This window comes from Brenneria sp. g21c3 (assembly GCF_040240345.1).
GTDB lineage: Bacteria > Pseudomonadota > Gammaproteobacteria > Enterobacterales > Enterobacteriaceae > Brenneria.
In genome coordinates, this window is sequence record NZ_JBEIAB010000004.1 from 313,211 (window position 1) to 332,746 (window position 19,536).

Genomic DNA, 19,536 nt, shown 5'->3' on the forward strand with positions numbered 1-19,536 from the left:
ATTAACTTTTATAAATGAGTTATTGCAGAGTTTCAGAAAAAAGATGATTTATATACAGGCATCCCAAATTTACGGTATCACTTATATGATGTATTTATCACGAATCAGTTTTATAGAGTGGAAATCTTATGAAAAACAAAGGTGAAGTACAACATATTGATTCTATTGATAATTCATGTGAATCCTTGCATGAGGAAAGCGTTGAGATTATTTTCCCTATGTCGGATATGCAGCAGGCATATTGGATTGGCAGGCAAGATGAACTATCCAATGATACCAGCGCGATGCATGTGTACTTTGAAATTGATGTGAAAGATCTTTGTTTAGATAAGTTTAAAAATGCCTGGCAGCGATTACTTCGGCGGCATGACATGTTACGGGTCGTCGCATTGAACGATGGTAATCAAAAAATACTTTCTGAGATACCGCCGTATGACATCGCTTTTGAAGATATTTCAGTGTTACCAGCTTCAGAACAAGACACCGTCTTATTAGCAGCTCGTAATCAGTATGCTCAACGAAAAGCGGATATCTCAAATTGGCCACAGTTTTCAATCTGTATCTTCAAGATGAATCATATCAGTCGGGTGATCATTAGTTTGGATATATGGTGTATTGATGGTCGAAGTTTATATATCCTTTTTTCTGAGCTAAATCAACTGTACATTTCTCCAGAAACTGTTCTGGAGCCGTTGGAATACTCGTTTAGAGAGTATATTTTTTGGTTGAAAGCGCAAGAAAAAACGGGCGAATACCAATCGGCTTTAGCTCATTGGAAAAACAGGATCCCGGATCTTTTTGATGCGCCTAAATTACCACTTGCTCAATATAGTGGGAAAGGATGTTTTACTCGAATTGATCATCAGTTTGGCCCAGATGAAACGAAGAAATTATTTAATATAGCGGCATCACTGGGCGTGACCACCAATGGGCTATTATTGGGAATGTTTGCAGAGGTTCTCAGTTATTGGTCGGCGAGTAAGCAATTCACGCTTAATATACCAAGATTTAATCGTCCGCAAATTCATCATCAAATTAATGATGTGATAGGCGAGTTTGCAACCTTTACCTTACTTAGTATGGACTTGACAATATATCCTTCCTTGAAAGAAAGAATAATAGGCATTCAAAAGCAACTATGGCAAGAGATGGAGTATGGGATAATTTCAGGGGTAAAAATTTTAAGAGAAATAATGAAGTTGTCAGGGACATCAAAATTTGGCGCGATGCCTATTGTATTCACCTCTTCTCCGGAAAGTTTGAACAAGTCGAGTGAAAATGAAAAAAGTTGGTTTGGAGATATGATTTTTTCATTGTCTCAAACGCCACAGGTTTGGTTAGACTGTCAGTATCATATTTCAAATAATAAATTATCTGTTAATTGGGATTATGTACAAGAAAGATTCCCTGAGCAGATGGTCGTGTCTATGTTCGATACATATAAAACCATACTGCTGATCTTATCACAAGAAAATGCGGAAAATTATCTACAACAAAATCACGTTTTTAATTTACCTAAAGCTCAATTGGCCAGGCGTAACCCGGGCAATGGAATCCACAAGAAATATGATTCGCGGCCGCTGTATAGACAATTGGCAGAACGGCTGGCCCAGCCTAATCAGTCCGGCAAAACGGCTGTCATTGCCGGCGACGGGCAACTTGATTATCAAACGCTCTATGAACAAAGCAGCCGCCTGGGTTGGCATTTGAGCCGACAATTTAAGCCTGGCGCACCCCAGGCCATTGTTGCGATCTTGCTGCCGAAAAGCCGTCTTCAGATCGTTTCTGTCTGGGGCGTGCTGGCGTCCGGCGCGGCGTATTTGCCGTTAGACATAGAGCAGCCGGCGGAAAGATTGCGGACTATCTTATCCGATGCCCGGCCTGCCGTGGTGATCGTCGATGGAAGCACCCGGCACAGGCTGAACGATGTCGCCGGTGTGAGCCTGCTGGATTTGGATGAACAGCGCGCATTAATTACGGAAGGAGCCGTGCCGGCGGCGCCGGACTTGCCCGGATACCGCAGTGCCGAAGATGACCTGGTCTACGTGATATACACCTCAGGTACGACGGGGATACCGAAAGGGGTCATGATTGAGTCCCGCGGCGTGCTTAATGCTATCGATTACAGCCGCAGGGTTCTGTTTGGCGCGATAGATAATCTGGTCATTATGGGGGTTTCGGCATTACATCATGATATGTCGGTATTCGATGTATTAGGGGGCATGGTGAGCGGCGGCCTGCTGGTGCTGCCGGATGAGGCGGAGAGAAAAAACCCGGAAGCGTGGTCGACGCTAATAAATGAACACCGGGTTAATAGCTGGGTCTCCGTGCCGGCGATGATGGAGATGCTGTTAACGTGGAGTGACCATAAAAAATATCATTTCGCCAGCTTGCAGGTCGTTTTGCTGGGCGGCGATTGGATACCGTTAACGCTGGCGGAGCGGGTCAGGGGGGCGAGCTCGGAGCAAACAGCGCTCTACAGCGTGGGCGGGCCGACCGAAACGACGATGTGGAACATCGCGCAGGCGATTACAGAGGAAGAAGGCTGGTCAAGTGTCCCCTATGGCCGTCCAATTGCGAACTGTACCTACAGGATACTCAATGCGTCACTGGAGGATGTTCCGGACTGGGCGGTAGGTGAAATGTATTGCGGCGGCATCTCACTGGCCAGGGGCTATCTTAATGACGAAGCGCGTACGCAAGCGCGGTTTATTACGCATCCGGAGAGTGGGGAGCGCTTATACCGAACGGGGGATTTAGGTTTTTATCATCCGGATGGTCGAATTGAATTTGTCGGTCGGCAGGACGGTCAGTTAAAGGTCAGGGGCAATCGGGTAGAGGCCGGGGAGGTCAGGGCCAGGCTGGAAACGTGGCCGGAGATTTCACGCGCCCTGGTGTATCTGTATGAAGGGAGTCTGACGGCCGCGCTGTTGCTGTATCCGGGTCAGGCGAGATTGAATAATGACGAGTTATATCGACGCGCGAAGGCAGAGTTGAGCGCGGCGATGGTGCCTGGGATTTGGCTGCAACTGTACGCGCTGCCGTTAACGGCGAATGCCAAAGTGGATATGCAGGCATTACTGGAAAAGACAAGGCGTTTTATATCGACAGGCGACACGGCAGAAGAGCAGGGAAATGGGATAAGACCCTTAAGTCGCATAGAGTCGCGGTTGGCCGGGTTGTGGGGAGAGTTGTTGGGTCAGAGGCCAGAAAATCCGGATGATAATTTTTTTGCGCTGGGCGGTGATTCATTATTATTAATCAGGCTGTTGGCGAAAATACAGAAAACCTTTGATGTTACTGTGTCCTTGCCTGATTTATTCACCTATCTAAAACTTCATGAGCAAGCCAACATAGTTAATAATCTGACATCAAATTCAAAATCAGATAACATCATTCGTCCGCTTGAATTGACTGAATATCCTTTATCATTTAGCCAGGAAGATATATGGTTAGGTGAGAAAATATCATCAGGTAAAGTCAGGTTTAGAATCTCATTAGGTTTTTATTGTGACGATAATTTGGATATTGACATGCTCCATCAGGCTTTGGCGTGTCTAAGAAACCGGCATTTCGTATTGGCCTGTGTTTTTTCTTTAACCTCTGCTGGTATTACCCAACATACAGATTTAGAGAAAGATATTCCTGTTTTTTATGAAAATCCTATAGATAAAGCAGAGTTGGATTACGTGACAAAAGAAATTGTGAAGTATTCTTTTGACTTATCAAAAGAATATGGGTGGCGAGTGCATATATTGCCAATTAAGGAAGGAGGATATGCATTGGTTTTTAATTTTCATCATGCTATTTTTGACGGATGGTCGATACCTATCTTTTTTAATGAACTACAGGAATTATACAATTCGAATTGCTCAACGCCTATAAGCCGAAATGAAAAAAGTATCTGTTATGGGGATTATGCGGTTTGGAATAGGGCGTTTATTAATGCTCATGAAGATGATAGTTGTGCTTTTTGGCTAAGCAAGTTATCTGGAGGCGAAGCATTAATTCCTTTCGATTATTCCACTGCGCCAATAGCAAAGTCATTACAGTCCGAGGTGACGGCATCTACATTTGAGCTGATTCACAAACTGGTGCAAGAACAACAAACAACGCATTTTATTATTTTGTTAAGTGCTTTTCAAATTACACTTGCATCAGTATTTTTCAAAGATGATTTCTTTATTGGAACATCAAACTTTGGACGTGAAAATATCCAAACTCATGATATGCTGGGTTGTTTTATTAGCAACCCTATCTTTCACGCTAAGTATAATTCTAACCTATCATTTTATGAAGTGATTCATGATGTGAATAATGAACACAAGAAGATGATTAAATATCAGGCTTTATCATTTGCAAAAATAGCAGAAAAAATGGGTAAAAGTGGCTTTGGCGAGGGGATTAATCAGCTTTGCCAGGTCTGTTTCGTTATGCAGCCATCCAATCACGATGAATTTTCTTTAGGTAATTGTGAGATGACTGGTTTTGATATTGACGGTGATGATGTTCGATTGATATATGAGCTGTCATGCTGGCCAAAAAATAATAGTATTCAATTTAAAATGAAGTATGACAATGCAAGGACTTCTGATGTCGATGCCGAATATCTAATGAAAAAATATATATTTTTATTGGATGAGCTAGTGAAAAACCCAAATATTAAAATAAAAAAATTAATAAGTAATGTTCAGGGCTGATGTGGTTTTTATCTAATTAGTAATGTCTATTAACGGTTGCAATATTATTAATCAGGAAGGCCTAATGAATGATTTTATTAATGAAACTGAACAGACGTTGGCTGAGATATGGCGCCAACTACTATCAATTTATCCAACTGGCAGTAGTAATTTTTTTGCTTCAGGCGGGAATTCTCTATTGCTCATCAGACTAAGTATTTTTATTCACGAGCAAATAGAAACAGAGGTTGATGTTAGTGGGTTGTTACAAAACCCGGTTTTTTCTGATATGGTTATTTATATAAATAGCAAGAAAAATAAGTTGGCTTCTCAGTATAGTCCAAAATATAGGTATGATGGAAATCCCATACCGCTATCTTATGCTCAGAAAGATATTTGGAATCAATCCGTTTTGAGTGGTTTTTCCGGTAATTATAATATGCCGTTTTCCTTTCATATATTCGGAGATTTAGCATTGCCGGAGTTTAATCTGGCTGTTTCTAAACTGATGGAAAGACACCGTATTTTTTCTTCCAATATTTCCTTGAGTGAAATGGGAGAACCGCTGATACAGTCAGGTATTCATCATATTCCCCTTCAATTTCATGATCTATCGATACTTCCTGATAGAGATAAAGAATTACGTTTGAGCGAATTGGAGGAAAATGAATTTAACCGGGTGATAAATATACTCAATAGTCCATTATCTTATATTATGTTAGTTAAGATCTCCGAAAAGGAGTATTATTTTTATCTCACAATACATCATATGATTTTTGATGGCGTTTCTTGTGATATCTTTTTGAATGAATTAATGAGTATATATGAAAATAAGCGTTTAAATAAAATCAATGTCGATTTTTTTGACTATGCTTGCTGGGAGAATAGTCGGGAGTACCACGAAGGATTGAACCAGGGGTTGACATACTGGGTACAGAGGCTAAATGATTACAAACCCTTAGAGCTGCCATTTTTGAATGCCGATTCCTCTGATAGAACCAGCGGTTTTATCTCTCAACAGGTGCCAATAAAGCATTTGCAAGCACTGAATACGTTCGCTCGGTCACATAATACAACTCTTTTTGTTGTTTTCTCTTTAGCATTACAAATGGCTCTAGGTAGAGCGAGAACAGGCGGAGACATTATTTTTGGAGCTTATACTTCTCATCGACTCTATTCTGATTTTGCTAATGCGCTAGGGAATTTCATTAATCCAGTAGTATTAAAATGTGATTTTAATATTAACCAATCACTTTCAGATGTGTTGTCCGAAACGCATCAACAGATTACTCAGGATTTTTCATGGCAACATGTTCCTTTTGAATCGATTGTTAATGAAATGAATGTTAAACGTAAATCTGATAGCCATCCGTTTTTTAATGTGTCATTGGTGTTTAATGAGAATATTCTAAAGCAAGAGTATCTTCCGGGAGCGTTACGGATTAAGTTAGAAAGCAAAATGGAACATAATATTGTATTTGCTTTTGATACGGATATAGAATTTATTGTTCATTCCAATCAAAGCGGTCTTTTTATCGGTGCTGTATATATTAAGAACAAAGTTGGGGACGGCTTGATTAAGTTTATCCTGGATACGCTCTCATCTTTGTTGTCCATTTTCCCTGATATTGATCCGACTAAAGCTCTTTCATCCGTTCCTCTTCATGATGAAAAATCATCCGACAGTTGATTTTTCATCATTAAAAAGCGCTTCTGATGGATCGGAATATCAATGAATAGATAAAGTGAGGATGATATGTTTGAATCAATTGGTGAGTCTGATGAAAATGAAACTCTTGTTGAAAAACAATTTTCCTCTGTTCGGGAGTTGTTTTCTGGACCAAATGATTATTTATCAAGCCGAATAGATAAGGGTATCCAACGCTTTTTAACAAGCACCGATAAATGCTCGCCTTTTAACCGGGAGGCATTAATCAATAGATATTCTTCATTCAACATCCCGGATGTTGGCGTCACTTTCAAAACATACTTTGATTATCTTGAAAGTCAGATTGTTCCGGACAGTTCTCATTTGGCTTCTGCCAGATACCTTGGTCATATGACATGTCCTGTCCCCCATTTTATTCCTGAAGTCGGCAGGCTTATTCAATCTCTCAATCAAAATATGGTGAAAATGGAAACCAGCAGAGGTTTGACTATCCTGGAAAGACAGTCTTTATCATTGATTCATAAAGAATTATTTGGCTTTAATCAAGCGTTTTACGATGCTTTTTCGCAAGATTTCACGGGTGCTTTGGGGATTTTTACGAGTGGCGGAACGCTCGCAAATATAAGTGCATTATGGGCGGCGTGTCGGAATGTCAGGGCAAGGGAAGGTAACCGTATAGAATACATAGACCAGGTGGTTATCGGTTCTGAATTAATGCATTATTCCTTTGATAAAGCGGCCGAAATTTTAGGGTTGAATTTAATAAAGTTACCGGTAGATAAAGATAACAGCATCTCCCCAGCGGATCTGAAGAATAAAATCATTGAGTGCGAGGAAAGTGGTAAAAACGTTATTGCACTGATCGGTATTGCTGGCTCAACCGATTTTGGAAGTATCGACCCTTTGGTTGAAATATGTCGATTAGGCGAGGAAAAAAATATTTATGTTCATATTGATGCCGCCTGGGGAGGCGGTTTTTTACTAAGCCAATATAAAGATAAAATTTTATCGGGTATAGAACTTGCTGACTCAGTAACCATTGATGGTCACAAACAGCTGATGATGCCCATAGGCTGTGGGTTGCTCTTGTTCAGAGATCCAGCGCTGTCAAAGAAAATTGCTCATCATGCACCTTATGCGGCAAGAGAAAAATCATTGGATCAGGGGAGATATACATTGGAAGGAACCAGACCTGCCAACACATTATATTTACATGCCTGCCTGAATATTATTGGCAGAAATGGCTATCGGGAAATCTTCAAGTTGGCGATGCAGAATGCCGGATTCATGGCCGATGTTATAAACGACAATGATTCGTTTGAACTAACTTCATCTCCTATTATAAATATATTGACATATCGCTATGTTCCAAAAATCTACAGGCGAAAAAAACTAAGTCATGAGGATAATTTTCATATCAACGAGTTTAATAAGTTATTACAAAAAGCGCAAAGAGCCAAAGGGAATTCGTTTGTCTCACGCACCACTCGACCGATTGCCAAGTATGGAACGCAGAAGTTAGTGTTATTAAGAGCTGTTCTTATAAATCCTTTAACGACCAGAAATGATATTAACTATGTGATAAATGAGCAATTAGAAATAGCCCATTCTTTAGAAAAACCATGATAGGCCATGAGGGGAGGGACTTGTTTTTAAATTGGATAGTCATCCTGTTATGCCGTTTCGAGGTATTAATCATGATGTAGGAGACTGCATACGAATGCGGAAATATGATCATCAGGCAATCGATAACATAGGTTGATAACCCATCCTCCGTACACGACAGATTTATCCATGGTCGGTTAGCGTGCAGAAATGATTATAAAAATATTGCATAAGCCGACGCACCTTACGCATTAAGGGAAAAATGATGCTTATTGCTGGTTGAAACGTTTATTCCTAATTAATTGATTTATATAAATAAGGGGTTTTATTGTGTGATGTGGTCGACAAATTTTTCAATGATAAATTATGTGATTGTTTTTTATATAAATATCTAAATTGATTAAATGTTGACCAATGATGTTTGTGCGGTATAATTTAGTCGCCTGAAATGAAAACAATAATGATTATGATAACCATTCCTTTTAATATGTAAGCGCAGGGGTAATCTTGTGGATACATTAATTACGGAAACGGAAACATCTACTGGCTTGAATTACTCGGAACAGTCCACGTTTTTGTATGCATCGGCACATTGCTGCCTTTTTACCTCCGGCTTATTTGAGCGCATTTCTGTCCCCGCTTGCATATGCGACTCGCAAGAGGACATACTCAGCCCTGCTATCGCGCAGACTTTTCAGCGGGCTCGTCAGGCAGGGCAGGTGCTCCCCGTCGTTGTTGGCGCAATCCCATTTGATAAAGGCCAACCTTCCAGTCTCTATGTTCCTGATAGTTGTACCTTTACGACGAAATCCAAACTCATCGCGCTTGCCCGCAGGCAAACTGATGACGTGCCTGAAGCATTAAAAGTGACTAGCCTCCCGGATGAATGTCGATTCAAATTTATGGTAGCGGAAGCCGTCGAGCGTTTTCGCCGGGGAGAGTTGAGTAAAGCAGTGCTGTCGCGCATTCTGGAAATTGAGTTCTCGCACCCTATCGCGGCGCAAAGGATCTTTAATAATCTGTTGGTACAGGATGCGGGCGGCTATCACTTTTCCCTACCGTTACCAGGTGGTCAGGTGCTCCTGGGCGCAAGCCCGGAATTACTGCTGTGCAAACAGGGCAACAGCATCGTATCGAACCCGCTGGCGGGGTCGGCATGCCGAATGAGTGATGCGCACCTCGATTATCTGAACGGACAGGGCTTACTGCATTCTGATAAAAACAAGCACGAGCATAAGCTGGTGGTGGATGACGTTCGCCAGCGCATGACGCCGCTTTGCTCTTCGCTAACCATTCCGTCAGAGCCTTCATTGATGACCACCGCATCGATGTGGCACTTGTCCACGGCCATTAGCGGTAAATTGGCTAATCCCGAGATGACGGCGCTTCAGATAGCCTGTCGACTACATCCCACGCCCGCGCTGTGTGGTTTTCCCACGCATAAGGCGCGCCAATTGATCGCTGATCTGGAACCGCATGATCGGGGCGTGTTCAGCGGGATTGTCGGCTGGTGTGATGCCAACGGCGATGGTGAATGGGCAATTGTCATTCGCTGCGGCACCATTCAACACACTAAAGCTCGCCTGTTTGCCGGCGCGGGCATTGTTGCAGCCTCGCTTCCCGATGAGGAATGGGCAGAAACCGCGGCTAAATTGAACACGATGCTGAACGCATTTGGTCTGAACCCTCTATAAAGGATTCTGTTATGGCAATCCCTTCAATTGCGTCTTATTCCATGCCGTGCATCCAGGATTTTCCCGACAATAAGGTGACCTGGTCATTCGACCCCGAGCGCGCGGTGCTGCTGATTCACGATATGCAGGATTATTTCGTGAATTTTTACGCGACGGATAGTCAGCTGGTGCAACAATTGATTGAAAATATCGCGGCGTTGCGGCTCAGTTGTAAGGCACGAGGAATTCCGCTGGTCTATACCGCTCAGCCCATAGAGCAAAGTCCGGCCGATCGCGCGCTGCTGAACGACATGTGGGGAGCCGGCTTGAATAATCATCCGGAAAAACAACGGATCGTCGCCGCGTTGGCGCCGGATGAACATGACACCGTGTTGGTGAAATGGCGCTATAGCGCATTTCACCGCTCTTCTCTTGAAGCGATGATGAAAGATACGGGCAAAGATCAGCTCATCATCTGCGGTATCTACGGGCATATCGGCTGCATGGTGACCGCGATCGATGCTTTTATGCGCGATATCAAGCCATTTCTGGTGGGAGACGCTATTGCCGATTTTTCGCTTCAGGAGCATCTGATGGCACTGAAATACGTTGCGGCTCGTGCCGGACGTGTGGTTCGCTCGGTGGAGTTAACAGGGACAAAATCCGCCTGACGTTAACCAGGCAGGGGATTAAAGCGCGCTTTCTATTTTAGCGCAGACAGGTAAATAGGAGGCAGTGATGAATGAAATACAATCCCGGCGGTTTGATTTTAGCGGACAGACCGTGTGGGTCACCGGCGCGGCAAGCGGTATTGGCGAATGCACTGCCCGGCGGTTTGCCGCATTCGGCGCGCAAGTCATTGGATTCGATCGTACGTTCCAGCACCGGGATTACCCGTATGTCTGTTTAACGCTGGATATTAGCGACATGGAACAGGTGGAAGCCATATGCCGCCGGCAGTTGGCCAAAGCGGATCTCGACGTGCTGGTCAACGCAGCGGGGATCCTGCGTCTGGGGGATATTGAGGCGTTGAGTGCCGATGACTGGCATCAGTGTATCAATGTCAACGCCTCCGGGGCATTTTACCTTTTTAAAGCGCTGTTCCCGCATTTTAAACGGCGTCGCCGGGGCGCCATCGTCACTATTGGTTCTAACGCCGCCCACGTTCCGCGTATGCAAATGGCGGCTTATTGCGCTTCTAAGGCGGCGTTGACCAGCCTGACCCACTGCGCCGGGCTGGAACTGGCGCCCTATGGCGTGCGCTGTAACCTCGTGTCGCCCGGTTCGACCGATACGCCGATGCTGCGCGGCATGTGGCGCAGCGACGACGCGGAACGGAGTACCATCGCTGGTTTTCCCCACCTCTACAAACTGGGGATCCCGTTGGGGAAAATTGCCCGGCCGGAAGAGATCGCCAATACCGTGATTTTTCTCGCTTCCGATCTTGCCAGCCATATCACCATGCAGGATCTGGTGGTGGATGGCGGCGCAACGCTGACGGCCTGAGCGGCTGATGCGACAAAGTCTCTGAATATCGTGATAAAAATAAAGTGGAAAAGCCGGGGGGCGTTCAGCAAACAGACTGAAAGCGTATCGAATATGGGGGAATTTATTGTAGCGTAATAGAAGGATTGGCGAGCTGTAATAAAAGCCGATAAAACTTGAATTGGTACGACCGAGTGGACTCGAACCACCGACCCCCACCATGTCAAGGTGGTGCTCTAACCAACTGAGCTACGGTCGTACAGGGTAGGTTTCGCTCAACGGAATTATCTTCCGTCAACTAACCTTTTGATTAAAATGCTATTTTTTATCCCAGCGGTTGGGATGGGCGCTATTATGGACTTGTCCGGCATGGATGGCAAGACCTTTATATATCATACTCTTCCAGATGCTGAATGTTTGGTCAATTGGGCATTCGGCGTTGTAGGTTTTGACCTGACGTTGACCGCGTTACCCTCTCACCGATTAAAGCGGACAGATAAAAATGAAAAAAACCAATCTATCGTTACTCGCCGCAGGGATATTCGCAGCGGTATCCCTGCGCGTATCTGCGTTGCCTGCTGATTTTCCCGCCGTTCCTACAGCCAATGTGCCGGTTAAGCAGTACGTGACGGCGGTAAATCCCGATAATAGCATTACGTTTCGTTTGTTCGCGCCGGCGGCAAATAAAGTCAGCGTCTTCACCGGCGCGACGCCGGAGAGCCTGGTCTCTCACGCCATGACTAAAGATGAGTCGGGGATCTGGTCTTTCCAGTTGCCGCCGCAACAACCTAATTTGTATGAGTATTTTTTCAGCGTTGATGGTTTTCGCTCGATTGATACCGGCAGTGCGTTCACCAAGCCGCAACGTCAGGTGAATACCAGTCTGATTCTGGTTCCGGGCAGCATTCTCGATGTGCGCGCCGTTCCTCATGGCGATTTGCGCACAGTGACATATCATGCGGCCGCGCTTAAGTCTGAGCGGCAAATGTACGTCTGGACGCCGCCGGGATATAGCGAATCATCGAAACCATTGCCTGTTCTCTATTTCTATCACGGCTTTGGCGATACCGGCGCATCGGCGGTCGTACAGGGCCGGATCCCGCAGATTATGGATAACCTGCTGGCGGAGAAAAAAATTGCGCCGATGCTGGTCGTGATCCCCGATACTGAAACGGATATCGCGGATGCCGTGCCGGAGGATTTTCCTCCTCAGGAAAGACGTAAAGTCTTCTATCCCCGTAATGCGCTGGCGGCGGACAGGGAGCTTATCCATGACATTATTCCCACGATTAATCAGCATTTTAATGTCCGACAGGATGCGGACGGCAGGGCGCTGGCCGGATTGTCGCAAGGCGGTTATCAGGCGCTGGTGTCGGGTATCACCCATCTGGATCATTTCGGCTGGCTGGCGACGTTCAGCGGCGTGACGACGGAAACGGTGCCGAATGCCGCCGTATCGGCGCAGCTCGATCGCCCGCAACAGATTAATCAGCAGTTGCGCGACTTTACGGTGGTGATTGGCGAAACCGACAACATCACGGGTAAAGACATTGCCGGGCTTAAAACCCTGCTGGAAGAGAAGGGGGTACGCTTCAGCTATACCCAATATCCGAATCTGGGGCATGAAATGGATGTCTGGCGCCCGGCCTATATCGAATTTGTGCAAAAATTATTTAAATAGCAAAGTTTAGGCGGCGCTAAATCTCTTTTAGCGCCGTAGCGTATGAGCGTCAGAATGCGTGAAAAACGGCCGCCTGAATCAACGCGGCTGGCGAGGTAGCTCGCGGCGCACGCCCAGGCCGATGATGCGGCCGCTCAGGTGCGGCAGCCAGGGCTGGCGAATCAGCCAGCGCGCGAACGCCGGCGGCCGTCGTGCGGCGCGGGATGAGGTTTTCCCTTTGCCGGTCATCATGATTTGCAGCCGCTGGATAACGCGGGTGGGAAATTCGCGTCGCCGTTGCACACGATTCAATATATGCAGGCCGACCGGCCCGCGCGCCAGCGGTTCGGCCAGAATATTGGCGGCGGCCACCGCATCCTGAATAGCCAGATTTACGCCGACGCCGCCGATGGGGGACATGGCGTGAGCCGCATCGCCGATGCACAAAACGCCCGCCGCCGCCCAGCGATCCAGCCGGTCGATGCGAATATCCAGCAATTTAACTTGCGTCCAGTCGGCAACGGCCCGCGCCAGCCGTTCGACGCCGAATGGGGAGACCGCCGCGACCTGTTGCAACAGCGCAGGCAGACCTTGCCGTCTGATAGCGGGAAAGGCGCCTTTGGCGATACTGTAGCCGCATTGCCAGTAGTCGCCCCGATCCAGCATGATAACGTTGTTCCTGGGGCCGCCGTGTCCGCTGGCCCAGTTTTCGTCGTCGGCCGCTTTCGGCAATTTCATCCATACCACGTCCCGCGGCATGCCGAAGCTGCGGCCGGTCAGGCCCGCCGTCTGGCGCACCACCGACTGGCGGCCGTCGGCGGCGATAACCAGTCCGGCGCGGATCAGCAGCTTGTCGCCATTGACGTCCAACGCTTCCACGCCCGTTACCGCGCCATTTTCCCGAATCGTGTTCACGACCTGCGTGGCGCGCAACAGCTGGAATCCCGCTAACGATTGGCCCTGTTCCGCCAGAAAATTGAGGAAATCCCACTGCGGCATCAGCGCCATAAATCGACACGGGGAGGGCAGGCGCCGGAAGTCGGCCAGGGTGATCTTCCGGCCGTTAAATTCCCCAACAAGCGTCTCGACCCGTTGATGCGGCAGTCGCAGCAATGCTTCAAGCAGCCCCAGGCGCGCCATAATCTCCAATGTTGACGGATGGATGGTATCGCCGCGGAAATCCCGCAGAAAATCGGCATGCTTTTCCAGCACCAGCACGGGAATGTCGGCGCGCGCCAGCAGATAGCCGAGCATCAGTCCGGCCGGGCCGCCGCCGACAATGCAGCAGGGCGTTTCCAGGATCTTATCGGTCATGGCATTTCGTCAGACAGGGAAAATCTAATGATAGAAGCTTGGGCTTAAGTTGCAAATGATTCTCATTAGTGCCGGGCGGCGTTGCCTCTGTCGGCCGGGCGATTGGCATGCAGGAAATCAGCGCGGGCCAGATGCTGAAATATTAACGTTTAAGGTCATATTTTTCCTGTCTATTTGTCCAAGGATTGAAATATATTAACGATAATTGACGATCTTTCGAGCCATATGAAATATTAATGGATTTCGTTTTTTTTATTTAATTTCTCTTGTCGTTTTTTATCGATATGCACTTTTTTGTTGCATTCCTCCGCTTTAATTCAAGGCTATTTTTTATTTCTGGTGCAAGAGTAAAACATTTGATTCCCGATAGTGCAGTCGGCGCTGTATTTTTGTTCCTGACTATAAATACAGGTTATATTAATGCGTTATTTTTAATAAGTTCTGATATTGTTTCTGTTTTTTTTTGCTTTATAACTGATAACTCATCTGTTGGACAATGCTTTCACCAGATGAAAAACCAGGGCGATGAACATTCACTGAGGGCGGAATAATGAAAATAAATATAAAAATAGTGAGTCTGATGATGGCTGGCGTATGTTTCTTTTCTTATGCGAAGGCAGATGAGCTGCCTCCTCTCAAAGTCGCTCTGGATGGGACTTTTGCGCCGCATGCTATGCCGAAAATGGGCGGGGGGATAGAAGGATTCAATGTGGATTTGGCCAATGAGGTGGCCAAAAAAATGGGGCGGCAAATAAATATTATTGCCGCGCAGTTTTCCGGTCTTATTCCCGCGATGCAGGCTGGAACATATGATTTTATTGTCGCGCCAGTCACTGTTACTCGTGAACGCGCTGAAAACGTACTGTTTAGCGAGGGGTATTATAATAGTGACTTTCAATTTGTAGTCAAAAAAGACACGCCGAAAATTACTTCTCTCGATGGATTCAGAAATAAAACGTTAGCGGTAAATAAGGGCGCTGAATATGATATATGGGCGCGTAAACTGGCCGATGAATATCAATGGCGGGTTGTCAATTACGGTACCAATACCGATGCGATTCAGGCTGTTGTTTCTAATAAAGCTTTCGCCGCGATAACCGGCATTACCCCCGGTGCCTGGGCGGTAAAAAAGAATCCGCGCATCGCGCTTTCCTATACCTATTCCACCAATAATGTCTGGGGCATGGCATTCAGAAAGGATGATTCGGCAACCCGCAATCAGGTGGATAGCATTATCGAATGCCTGAAAATCGACGGCACCATCAGCCGTCTGTCTGAAAAATGGTTCGGCCTGACGCCCGCGGCGGGCAGCGCGGCGGTGACGCCCATGCCGGGCTATGGACCGCCGGGACTGCCGGGTTATGAAGATACGCCTCATCCGTTGGCGTGTCAGGCCGCCGACGCCGGGACCGGGGGCACGCGGCCATGATTCGACGGCCGATACTCGAGATTGCCGGGTTATATAAATCGTACGGCGACACCGAGGTGCTGAAAGGCATCGATCTGAAAGTGGCGGAGAAAGAGCTGGTGTTTCTGATTGGGCCTTCCGGCTCGGGTAAGAGCACGCTGCTGCGCTGCTGTAATTTGCTGGAGCGGCCTGAATCCGGCGCGATATTGCTGCGCGGCGACGATATCGCGCTGCGCGCCCGGCAAATCAACCACGTTCGTCAGCGTATCGGCATGGTTTTTCAGTCGTTCAATCTGTATCCGCATTTGGATGTGTTGAATAACGTCACGTTGGCGTTGCGCAAGGTGCAAAAAAAATCCGCCGCCGAGGCGCGGCAAATCGCTATGCACCATCTGGAGCAGGTGGGGCTGGGGCATAAAGCGTCCAGCCGCGCCACGGATCTGTCCGGCGGTCAGCAGCAGCGCGTCGCTATCGCCCGCGCATTGGCGCTGAAACCGGAAGTCATGCTGTTTGATGAGCCGACCAGCGCGCTGGATCCTGAATTGGTGGCGGACGTACTGAACGTGATGCTCGAACTGAAACGCGACGGCATGACCATGCTGGTGGTTAGCCATGAAATGCGCTTTGCCGCCGAAGCGGCGGATCGGGTGGTCTTTATGGACGGCGGCGTGATCGTCGAACAGGGGCCGCCGGCGCAAATTTTCCACTATCCGCGCCACGAGCGGCTGCGCGCTTTCGTCAACCGTCTGGGAGGATGAACGATGGATACGCCGGTTTCTGCGTTGGATCGTTTTCTCTCGGTGTTTTTCAACGCGCCGATCATGCGCGAGTATGCGCCGCTGGTTGCTCAGGGCATGCTGGTGACTTTGCAGTTGGCGGTACTGGTGGTGATAAGCGGCATTCTGCTCGGGCTGGCATTGGCCTGTCTGCGCATCTGTCGGGTGCGTACGCTGAATGTATTGATTGTGCTGTATGCCGACCTGCTGCGCTCGCTGCCGCCGCTGGTGCTGATCCTGCTGGTCTATTTCGGTCTGCCGAACGTCGGCGTCGATCTGCCCGGTTTTATCACGGTCTGGCTGGTGTTATCGCTGGTGCTGGGCGCGTTTGCGGAAGAGATTTTCTGGGCCGGCCTGCTGTCGGTGCATAAAGGGCAGTGGCAGGCGGCGCGCGCCACCGGTTTCGGTTTCGGCGCCACGCTTTGGCACATTGTTCTGCCGCAGGCCATCCGCCTGACGATCCCGCCGTTGACCAACCGGGCCATCGCCATCAGCAAAAATACCGCGCTGGGGTCGGCGGTCAGCGTGCCGGAAATCCTTTATCAAGCCACGTCGGCGCAGTCGGTCACCGGCAGCGCCACCCCGTTGCTGCTGGGTACTCTGGCCTATCTGCTGCTGTTTGTGCCGGTGGTGATTTTCGGCCGCTGGCTTGAACAACGTTTCGCCTGGGGGACGCGTTAATGGAGATATTGTTGGAGCAATTCCTGAATATCGAGGTGATGCAGGCCTGTTTTCCGATGCTGCTTGCTGGCCTGTGGGTGACGCTTCAGCTTTGCCTGCTGGTGATCCCGGTTGGCTGTGCGGCCGGTTTGCTGACCGCATTGGCCAGCCTGTCGTCATGCCGCCCGCTGCGCATCGCCGCGATGATTTTCACCGATCTGTTCCGCGCCGTACCGCCGCTGGTGCTGCTGATTCTTATTTATTCCGGTCTGCCGTTCGCCGGCCTGCATTTATCGCCAATGCAGGCGGTCGCGCTGGCCTTCATGCTCAATAACGCCGCCTACTACGGCGAAGTATTGCGCGCCGGCATTCAGTCGGTGGGGCGCGGTCAGCGCGAAGCCGCGCGCAGCACCGGGCTCAATGCCGTGCAGACGCTGCTGTGGGTGGTGTTGCCGCAGGCGGTGCGTAACGTTCTGCCGGACCTGATATCCAACACCATCGAAGTGATCAAGTTAACCTCGCTGGCCAGCGTGGTATCGCTTGCGGAAATACTGTACGCCGCCGATATGGCGCGTTCCCTGACGTATAACGCCTCGCCGCTGGTGCTGGCGGCGGGATTCTATCTGGTAATGATTTGGCCTCTGGTCAGGTTGATCAGCCGCTTTGAGCGGCGTGTTGAAGAATAGGACAGGAAACGAATATGAGAAAATGTATTGTCGGCGGCGCGCAATTGGGCGCGATCCAGAAAAAGGACAGCCGCGAGTCGGTAGTGGAAAGAATGCTGGCGCTGATGGATCAGGCGCAGGCGGCCTCTTGCGATCTGCTGGTCTTTCCGGAACTGGCGTTAACCACCTTTTTCCCGCGCTGGTACAGCGAAGAGCCGGGGGAAATCGCGCGCTGGTTTGAATCGGAGATGCCCAACCGGGCGACGCTGCCGCTGTTTGAGCGCGCGCGGGACTACCAGATGGCCATCACTTTCGGTTATGCGGAGTCCACGCCGGATGGCAGGCACTTCAACACCTCGCTGATGACCGACCGTAACGGCGACATCATCGCCAAATACCGCAAGGTGCATCTGCCGGGCCACGACGCCTACGATCCCGAACGCGCGTTTCAGCATCTGGAAAAATACTATTTCGAACCGGGAGATCTCGGATTCAACGTCTTTTCCAATCTTGGCGGCATTATGGGGATGGCGATTTGCAACGATCGGCGCTGGCCGGAAACTTATCGCGTACTGGGGCTACAGGGCGTAGAGCTGGTGACCATCGGCTACAACACGCCGGCGTTCAACGCGCAGCGCCAGGATGAGGCCGATGACAAGCGGTTGTTTCATTCCCTGCTGTCGATGCAGGCCGGCGCCTATCAGAACAGCACCTATGTGGTGGGGGTGGCCAAGGCCGGCGTTGAGGACGGCCACGAGCTGATTGGCGGCAGCGTGATTATCGACCCCAACGGTTTTGTGCTGGCCGAGGCGAAAACCCAGGGCGATGAACTGATCGTCGCGGCGTGCGATTTCGATGAAAGCCGTTTCGGTAAAGAGACGGTATTCGATTTTAAACGCCATCGCCGCACCGAGCATTATCGGCTGATCGTCGAACAAACCGGCGTCGAAATTCCGGCCGAAGTGGAAAAGGAGCTGGCGAAATGCAACATCGTATAAACCGGCATATGGCGGGGGTGTTCGCGATCGCGCCGACGCCGTTCGACGAGCAGGAGCGAATCGATTACCCGAGTCTGTCGCGGCTGATCGCACTGTATCAACATGCGCAGGTCAGCGGCATCACGGTGCTTGGCATGATGGGGGAAGCGCAGAAACTCACGCAGGCCGAAAAATTGAGCGTTATCGACGCCTTTCTTGACGGGGTGGCGGGTGCGCTGCCGGTGATCGCCGGCGTTTCCGCCGCGGGCATCGCCAATATGGCGGTTCTGGCCGAGGCCGCCATGGCGCGCGGATGCGCCGGGGTCATGGTGGCACCGGCGGCGGGATTGAAAACCGATGAGGCGGTATTCGGTTACATGAAGCAGGCGTGCGCGGCGCTGGGGCCGGATATCCCGATCTGTTTTCAGGATTTTCCGCAGATGACCGGCGTACACGTCAGCGCCGAGCTGATCGTCCGTCTGACGCGCGAACTGCCGCAGATTGTGATGCTTAAACATGAAGATTGCCCCGGCCTGAACAAAATCAGCGCTATCCGCCGTCAACTGGCGGCGGACGATACCGCGCTCTCCATCCTGACCGGCAACGGCGGACTCTATTTACCCCTTGAGCTACAGCGCGGCGCGGACGGCGCCATGACCGGCTACGCCTGGCCGGAAATGCTGGTGGAGGTGGTGCGGCGTCACCAGCAGGGCGACGTGGACGGCGCGCAGGATCTGTTTGACGACCATTTGCCGCTGCTCAGTTATGAGCAGCAGCCGGGCGTCGGTTTAGCCATCCGCAAAGGGATTCTCCGCCGGCGCGGCATCTTTGCCTCGGCGCGTCTGCGCGCGCCGGGCGCGCGGCTTTCGCCGGAAGATGAACAACAGTTGCAGCGTTTGATGCGGCGTCTGGCGGCGCGGCGGCGATCGTCCATCCCGCTTGCCGACGGACGTGCGGAATAGTGA

General features: G+C 49.2%; 13 protein-coding genes, 1 tRNA gene and 1 pseudogene. 13 read left to right on the plus strand and 2 right to left on the minus strand.

Annotation, left to right across the window (positions count from 1 at the left end; genetic code table 11):
- The first annotated feature begins 128 nt into the window (after positions 1–128).
- The 6 genes and pseudogenes from ABRZ28_RS08765 to dhbA all read left to right on the plus strand — a co-directional run bounded on the left by ABRZ28_RS08765 (position 129) and on the right by dhbA (position 11,132).
- The gene (locus ABRZ28_RS08765; protein WP_330520043.1) at positions 129–4,700 is read left to right on the plus strand and encodes a non-ribosomal peptide synthetase; all 4,572 of its coding nucleotides are present in this window, start codon (positions 129–131) and stop codon (positions 4,698–4,700) included.
- Between the two features lie 64 nt (positions 4,701–4,764).
- Complete coding sequence (locus ABRZ28_RS08770) at positions 4,765–6,369, plus strand: condensation domain-containing protein (RefSeq protein WP_330520044.1); 1,605 nt, start codon at positions 4,765–4,767, stop codon at positions 6,367–6,369.
- A 66-nt stretch (positions 6,370–6,435) separates the two neighbouring features.
- Positions 6,436–7,974 (plus strand): aminotransferase class V-fold PLP-dependent enzyme, encoded by a 1,539-nt coding sequence (locus tag ABRZ28_RS08775; protein WP_330520045.1) that lies wholly within the window; start codon positions 6,436–6,438, stop codon positions 7,972–7,974.
- A 488-nt stretch (positions 7,975–8,462) separates the two neighbouring features.
- A complete protein-coding gene (locus tag ABRZ28_RS08780; protein WP_330520046.1) occupies positions 8,463–9,647 on the plus strand; it encodes an isochorismate synthase in 1,185 nt (394 codons plus the stop codon).
- An 11-nt stretch (positions 9,648–9,658) separates the two neighbouring features.
- Positions 9,659–10,291: pseudogene (locus ABRZ28_RS08785) on the plus strand (isochorismatase family protein); the annotation flags it as partial.
- A 73-nt stretch (positions 10,292–10,364) separates the two neighbouring features.
- Positions 10,365–11,132, plus strand: a complete 768-nt coding sequence (dhbA, locus tag ABRZ28_RS08790; RefSeq protein WP_330520047.1) for a 2,3-dihydro-2,3-dihydroxybenzoate dehydrogenase — start codon at positions 10,365–10,367, stop codon at positions 11,130–11,132.
- A 161-nt stretch (positions 11,133–11,293) separates the two neighbouring features.
- Here dhbA and ABRZ28_RS08795 read toward each other — a convergent pair.
- Positions 11,294–11,370, minus strand: a tRNA-Val gene (locus tag ABRZ28_RS08795).
- 243 nt (positions 11,371–11,613) lie between these two features.
- Here ABRZ28_RS08795 and ABRZ28_RS08800 point away from each other — a divergent pair.
- Entirely contained in the window at positions 11,614–12,792 is a 1,179-nt protein-coding gene (locus ABRZ28_RS08800; protein WP_319603047.1) for an alpha/beta hydrolase-fold protein, read from the plus strand.
- A gap of 78 nt (positions 12,793–12,870) precedes the next feature.
- Here the strand turns inward: ABRZ28_RS08800 and ABRZ28_RS08805 are convergent, their stop codons facing one another.
- Positions 12,871–14,085 carry an FAD-dependent oxidoreductase gene (locus ABRZ28_RS08805; protein WP_330520048.1) on the minus strand — a complete coding sequence of 405 codons (1,215 nt, stop codon included), beginning with the start codon at positions 14,083–14,085 and terminating at the stop codon, positions 12,871–12,873.
- A gap of 550 nt (positions 14,086–14,635) precedes the next feature.
- Here ABRZ28_RS08805 and ABRZ28_RS08810 point away from each other — a divergent pair.
- Genes ABRZ28_RS08810 through ABRZ28_RS08835 form a run of 6 tightly spaced genes read left to right on the plus strand, consistent with a single transcriptional unit; the run spans position 14,636 to position 19,533 of the window.
- Positions 14,636–15,514 carry a transporter substrate-binding domain-containing protein gene (locus tag ABRZ28_RS08810; RefSeq protein ID WP_330520049.1) on the plus strand — a complete coding sequence of 293 codons (879 nt, stop codon included), beginning with the start codon at positions 14,636–14,638 and terminating at the stop codon, positions 15,512–15,514.
- Positions 15,511–16,251: an amino acid ABC transporter ATP-binding protein gene (locus ABRZ28_RS08815; RefSeq protein ID WP_330520050.1), complete on the plus strand. Its 741-nt coding sequence runs from the start codon at positions 15,511–15,513 to the stop codon at positions 16,249–16,251. Before ABRZ28_RS08810 ends, ABRZ28_RS08815 begins: the two co-directional genes overlap by 4 nt.
- Before the next feature lie 3 nt (positions 16,252–16,254).
- Positions 16,255–16,950, plus strand: a complete 696-nt coding sequence (locus tag ABRZ28_RS08820; protein WP_330520051.1) for an amino acid ABC transporter permease — start codon at positions 16,255–16,257, stop codon at positions 16,948–16,950.
- Positions 16,950–17,615, plus strand: a complete 666-nt coding sequence (locus ABRZ28_RS08825) for an amino acid ABC transporter permease (RefSeq protein WP_330520052.1) — start codon at positions 16,950–16,952, stop codon at positions 17,613–17,615. The genes ABRZ28_RS08820 and ABRZ28_RS08825 overlap by 1 nt, the downstream gene beginning before the upstream one ends.
- A gap of 14 nt (positions 17,616–17,629) precedes the next feature.
- Positions 17,630–18,592: an N-carbamoyl-D-amino-acid hydrolase gene (locus ABRZ28_RS08830; RefSeq protein WP_330520053.1), complete on the plus strand. Its 963-nt coding sequence runs from the start codon at positions 17,630–17,632 to the stop codon at positions 18,590–18,592.
- Entirely contained in the window at positions 18,577–19,533 is a 957-nt protein-coding gene (locus ABRZ28_RS08835) for a dihydrodipicolinate synthase family protein (RefSeq protein WP_330520054.1), read from the plus strand. Before ABRZ28_RS08830 ends, ABRZ28_RS08835 begins: the two co-directional genes overlap by 16 nt.
- Positions 19,534–19,536: the final 3 nt, after the last annotated feature.

Bases quoted from the DNA above. Each gene is read 5' to 3' on its own strand.
- ABRZ28_RS08765 (WP_330520043.1), top strand. From the start codon at position 129: ATGAAAAACAAAGGTGAAGTACAACATATTGATTCTATTGATAATTCA.
- ABRZ28_RS08770 (WP_330520044.1), top strand. From the start codon at position 4,765: ATGAATGATTTTATTAATGAAACTGAACAGACGTTGGCTGAGATATGG.
- ABRZ28_RS08775 (WP_330520045.1), top strand. From the start codon at position 6,436: ATGTTTGAATCAATTGGTGAGTCTGATGAAAATGAAACTCTTGTTGAA.
- dhbA (WP_330520047.1), top strand. From the start codon at position 10,365: ATGAATGAAATACAATCCCGGCGGTTTGATTTTAGCGGACAGACCGTG.
- ABRZ28_RS08800 (WP_319603047.1), top strand. From the start codon at position 11,614: ATGAAAAAAACCAATCTATCGTTACTCGCCGCAGGGATATTCGCAGCG.
- ABRZ28_RS08805 (WP_330520048.1), bottom strand. From the start codon at position 14,085: ATGACCGATAAGATCCTGGAAACGCCCTGCTGCATTGTCGGCGGCGGC.
- ABRZ28_RS08810 (WP_330520049.1), top strand. From the start codon at position 14,636: ATGAAAATAAATATAAAAATAGTGAGTCTGATGATGGCTGGCGTATGT.
- ABRZ28_RS08815 (WP_330520050.1), top strand. From the start codon at position 15,511: ATGATTCGACGGCCGATACTCGAGATTGCCGGGTTATATAAATCGTAC.
- ABRZ28_RS08820 (WP_330520051.1), top strand. From the start codon at position 16,255: ATGGATACGCCGGTTTCTGCGTTGGATCGTTTTCTCTCGGTGTTTTTC.
- ABRZ28_RS08825 (WP_330520052.1), top strand. From the start codon at position 16,950: ATGGAGATATTGTTGGAGCAATTCCTGAATATCGAGGTGATGCAGGCC.
- ABRZ28_RS08830 (WP_330520053.1), top strand. From the start codon at position 17,630: ATGAGAAAATGTATTGTCGGCGGCGCGCAATTGGGCGCGATCCAGAAA.
- ABRZ28_RS08835 (WP_330520054.1), top strand. From the start codon at position 18,577: ATGCAACATCGTATAAACCGGCATATGGCGGGGGTGTTCGCGATCGCG.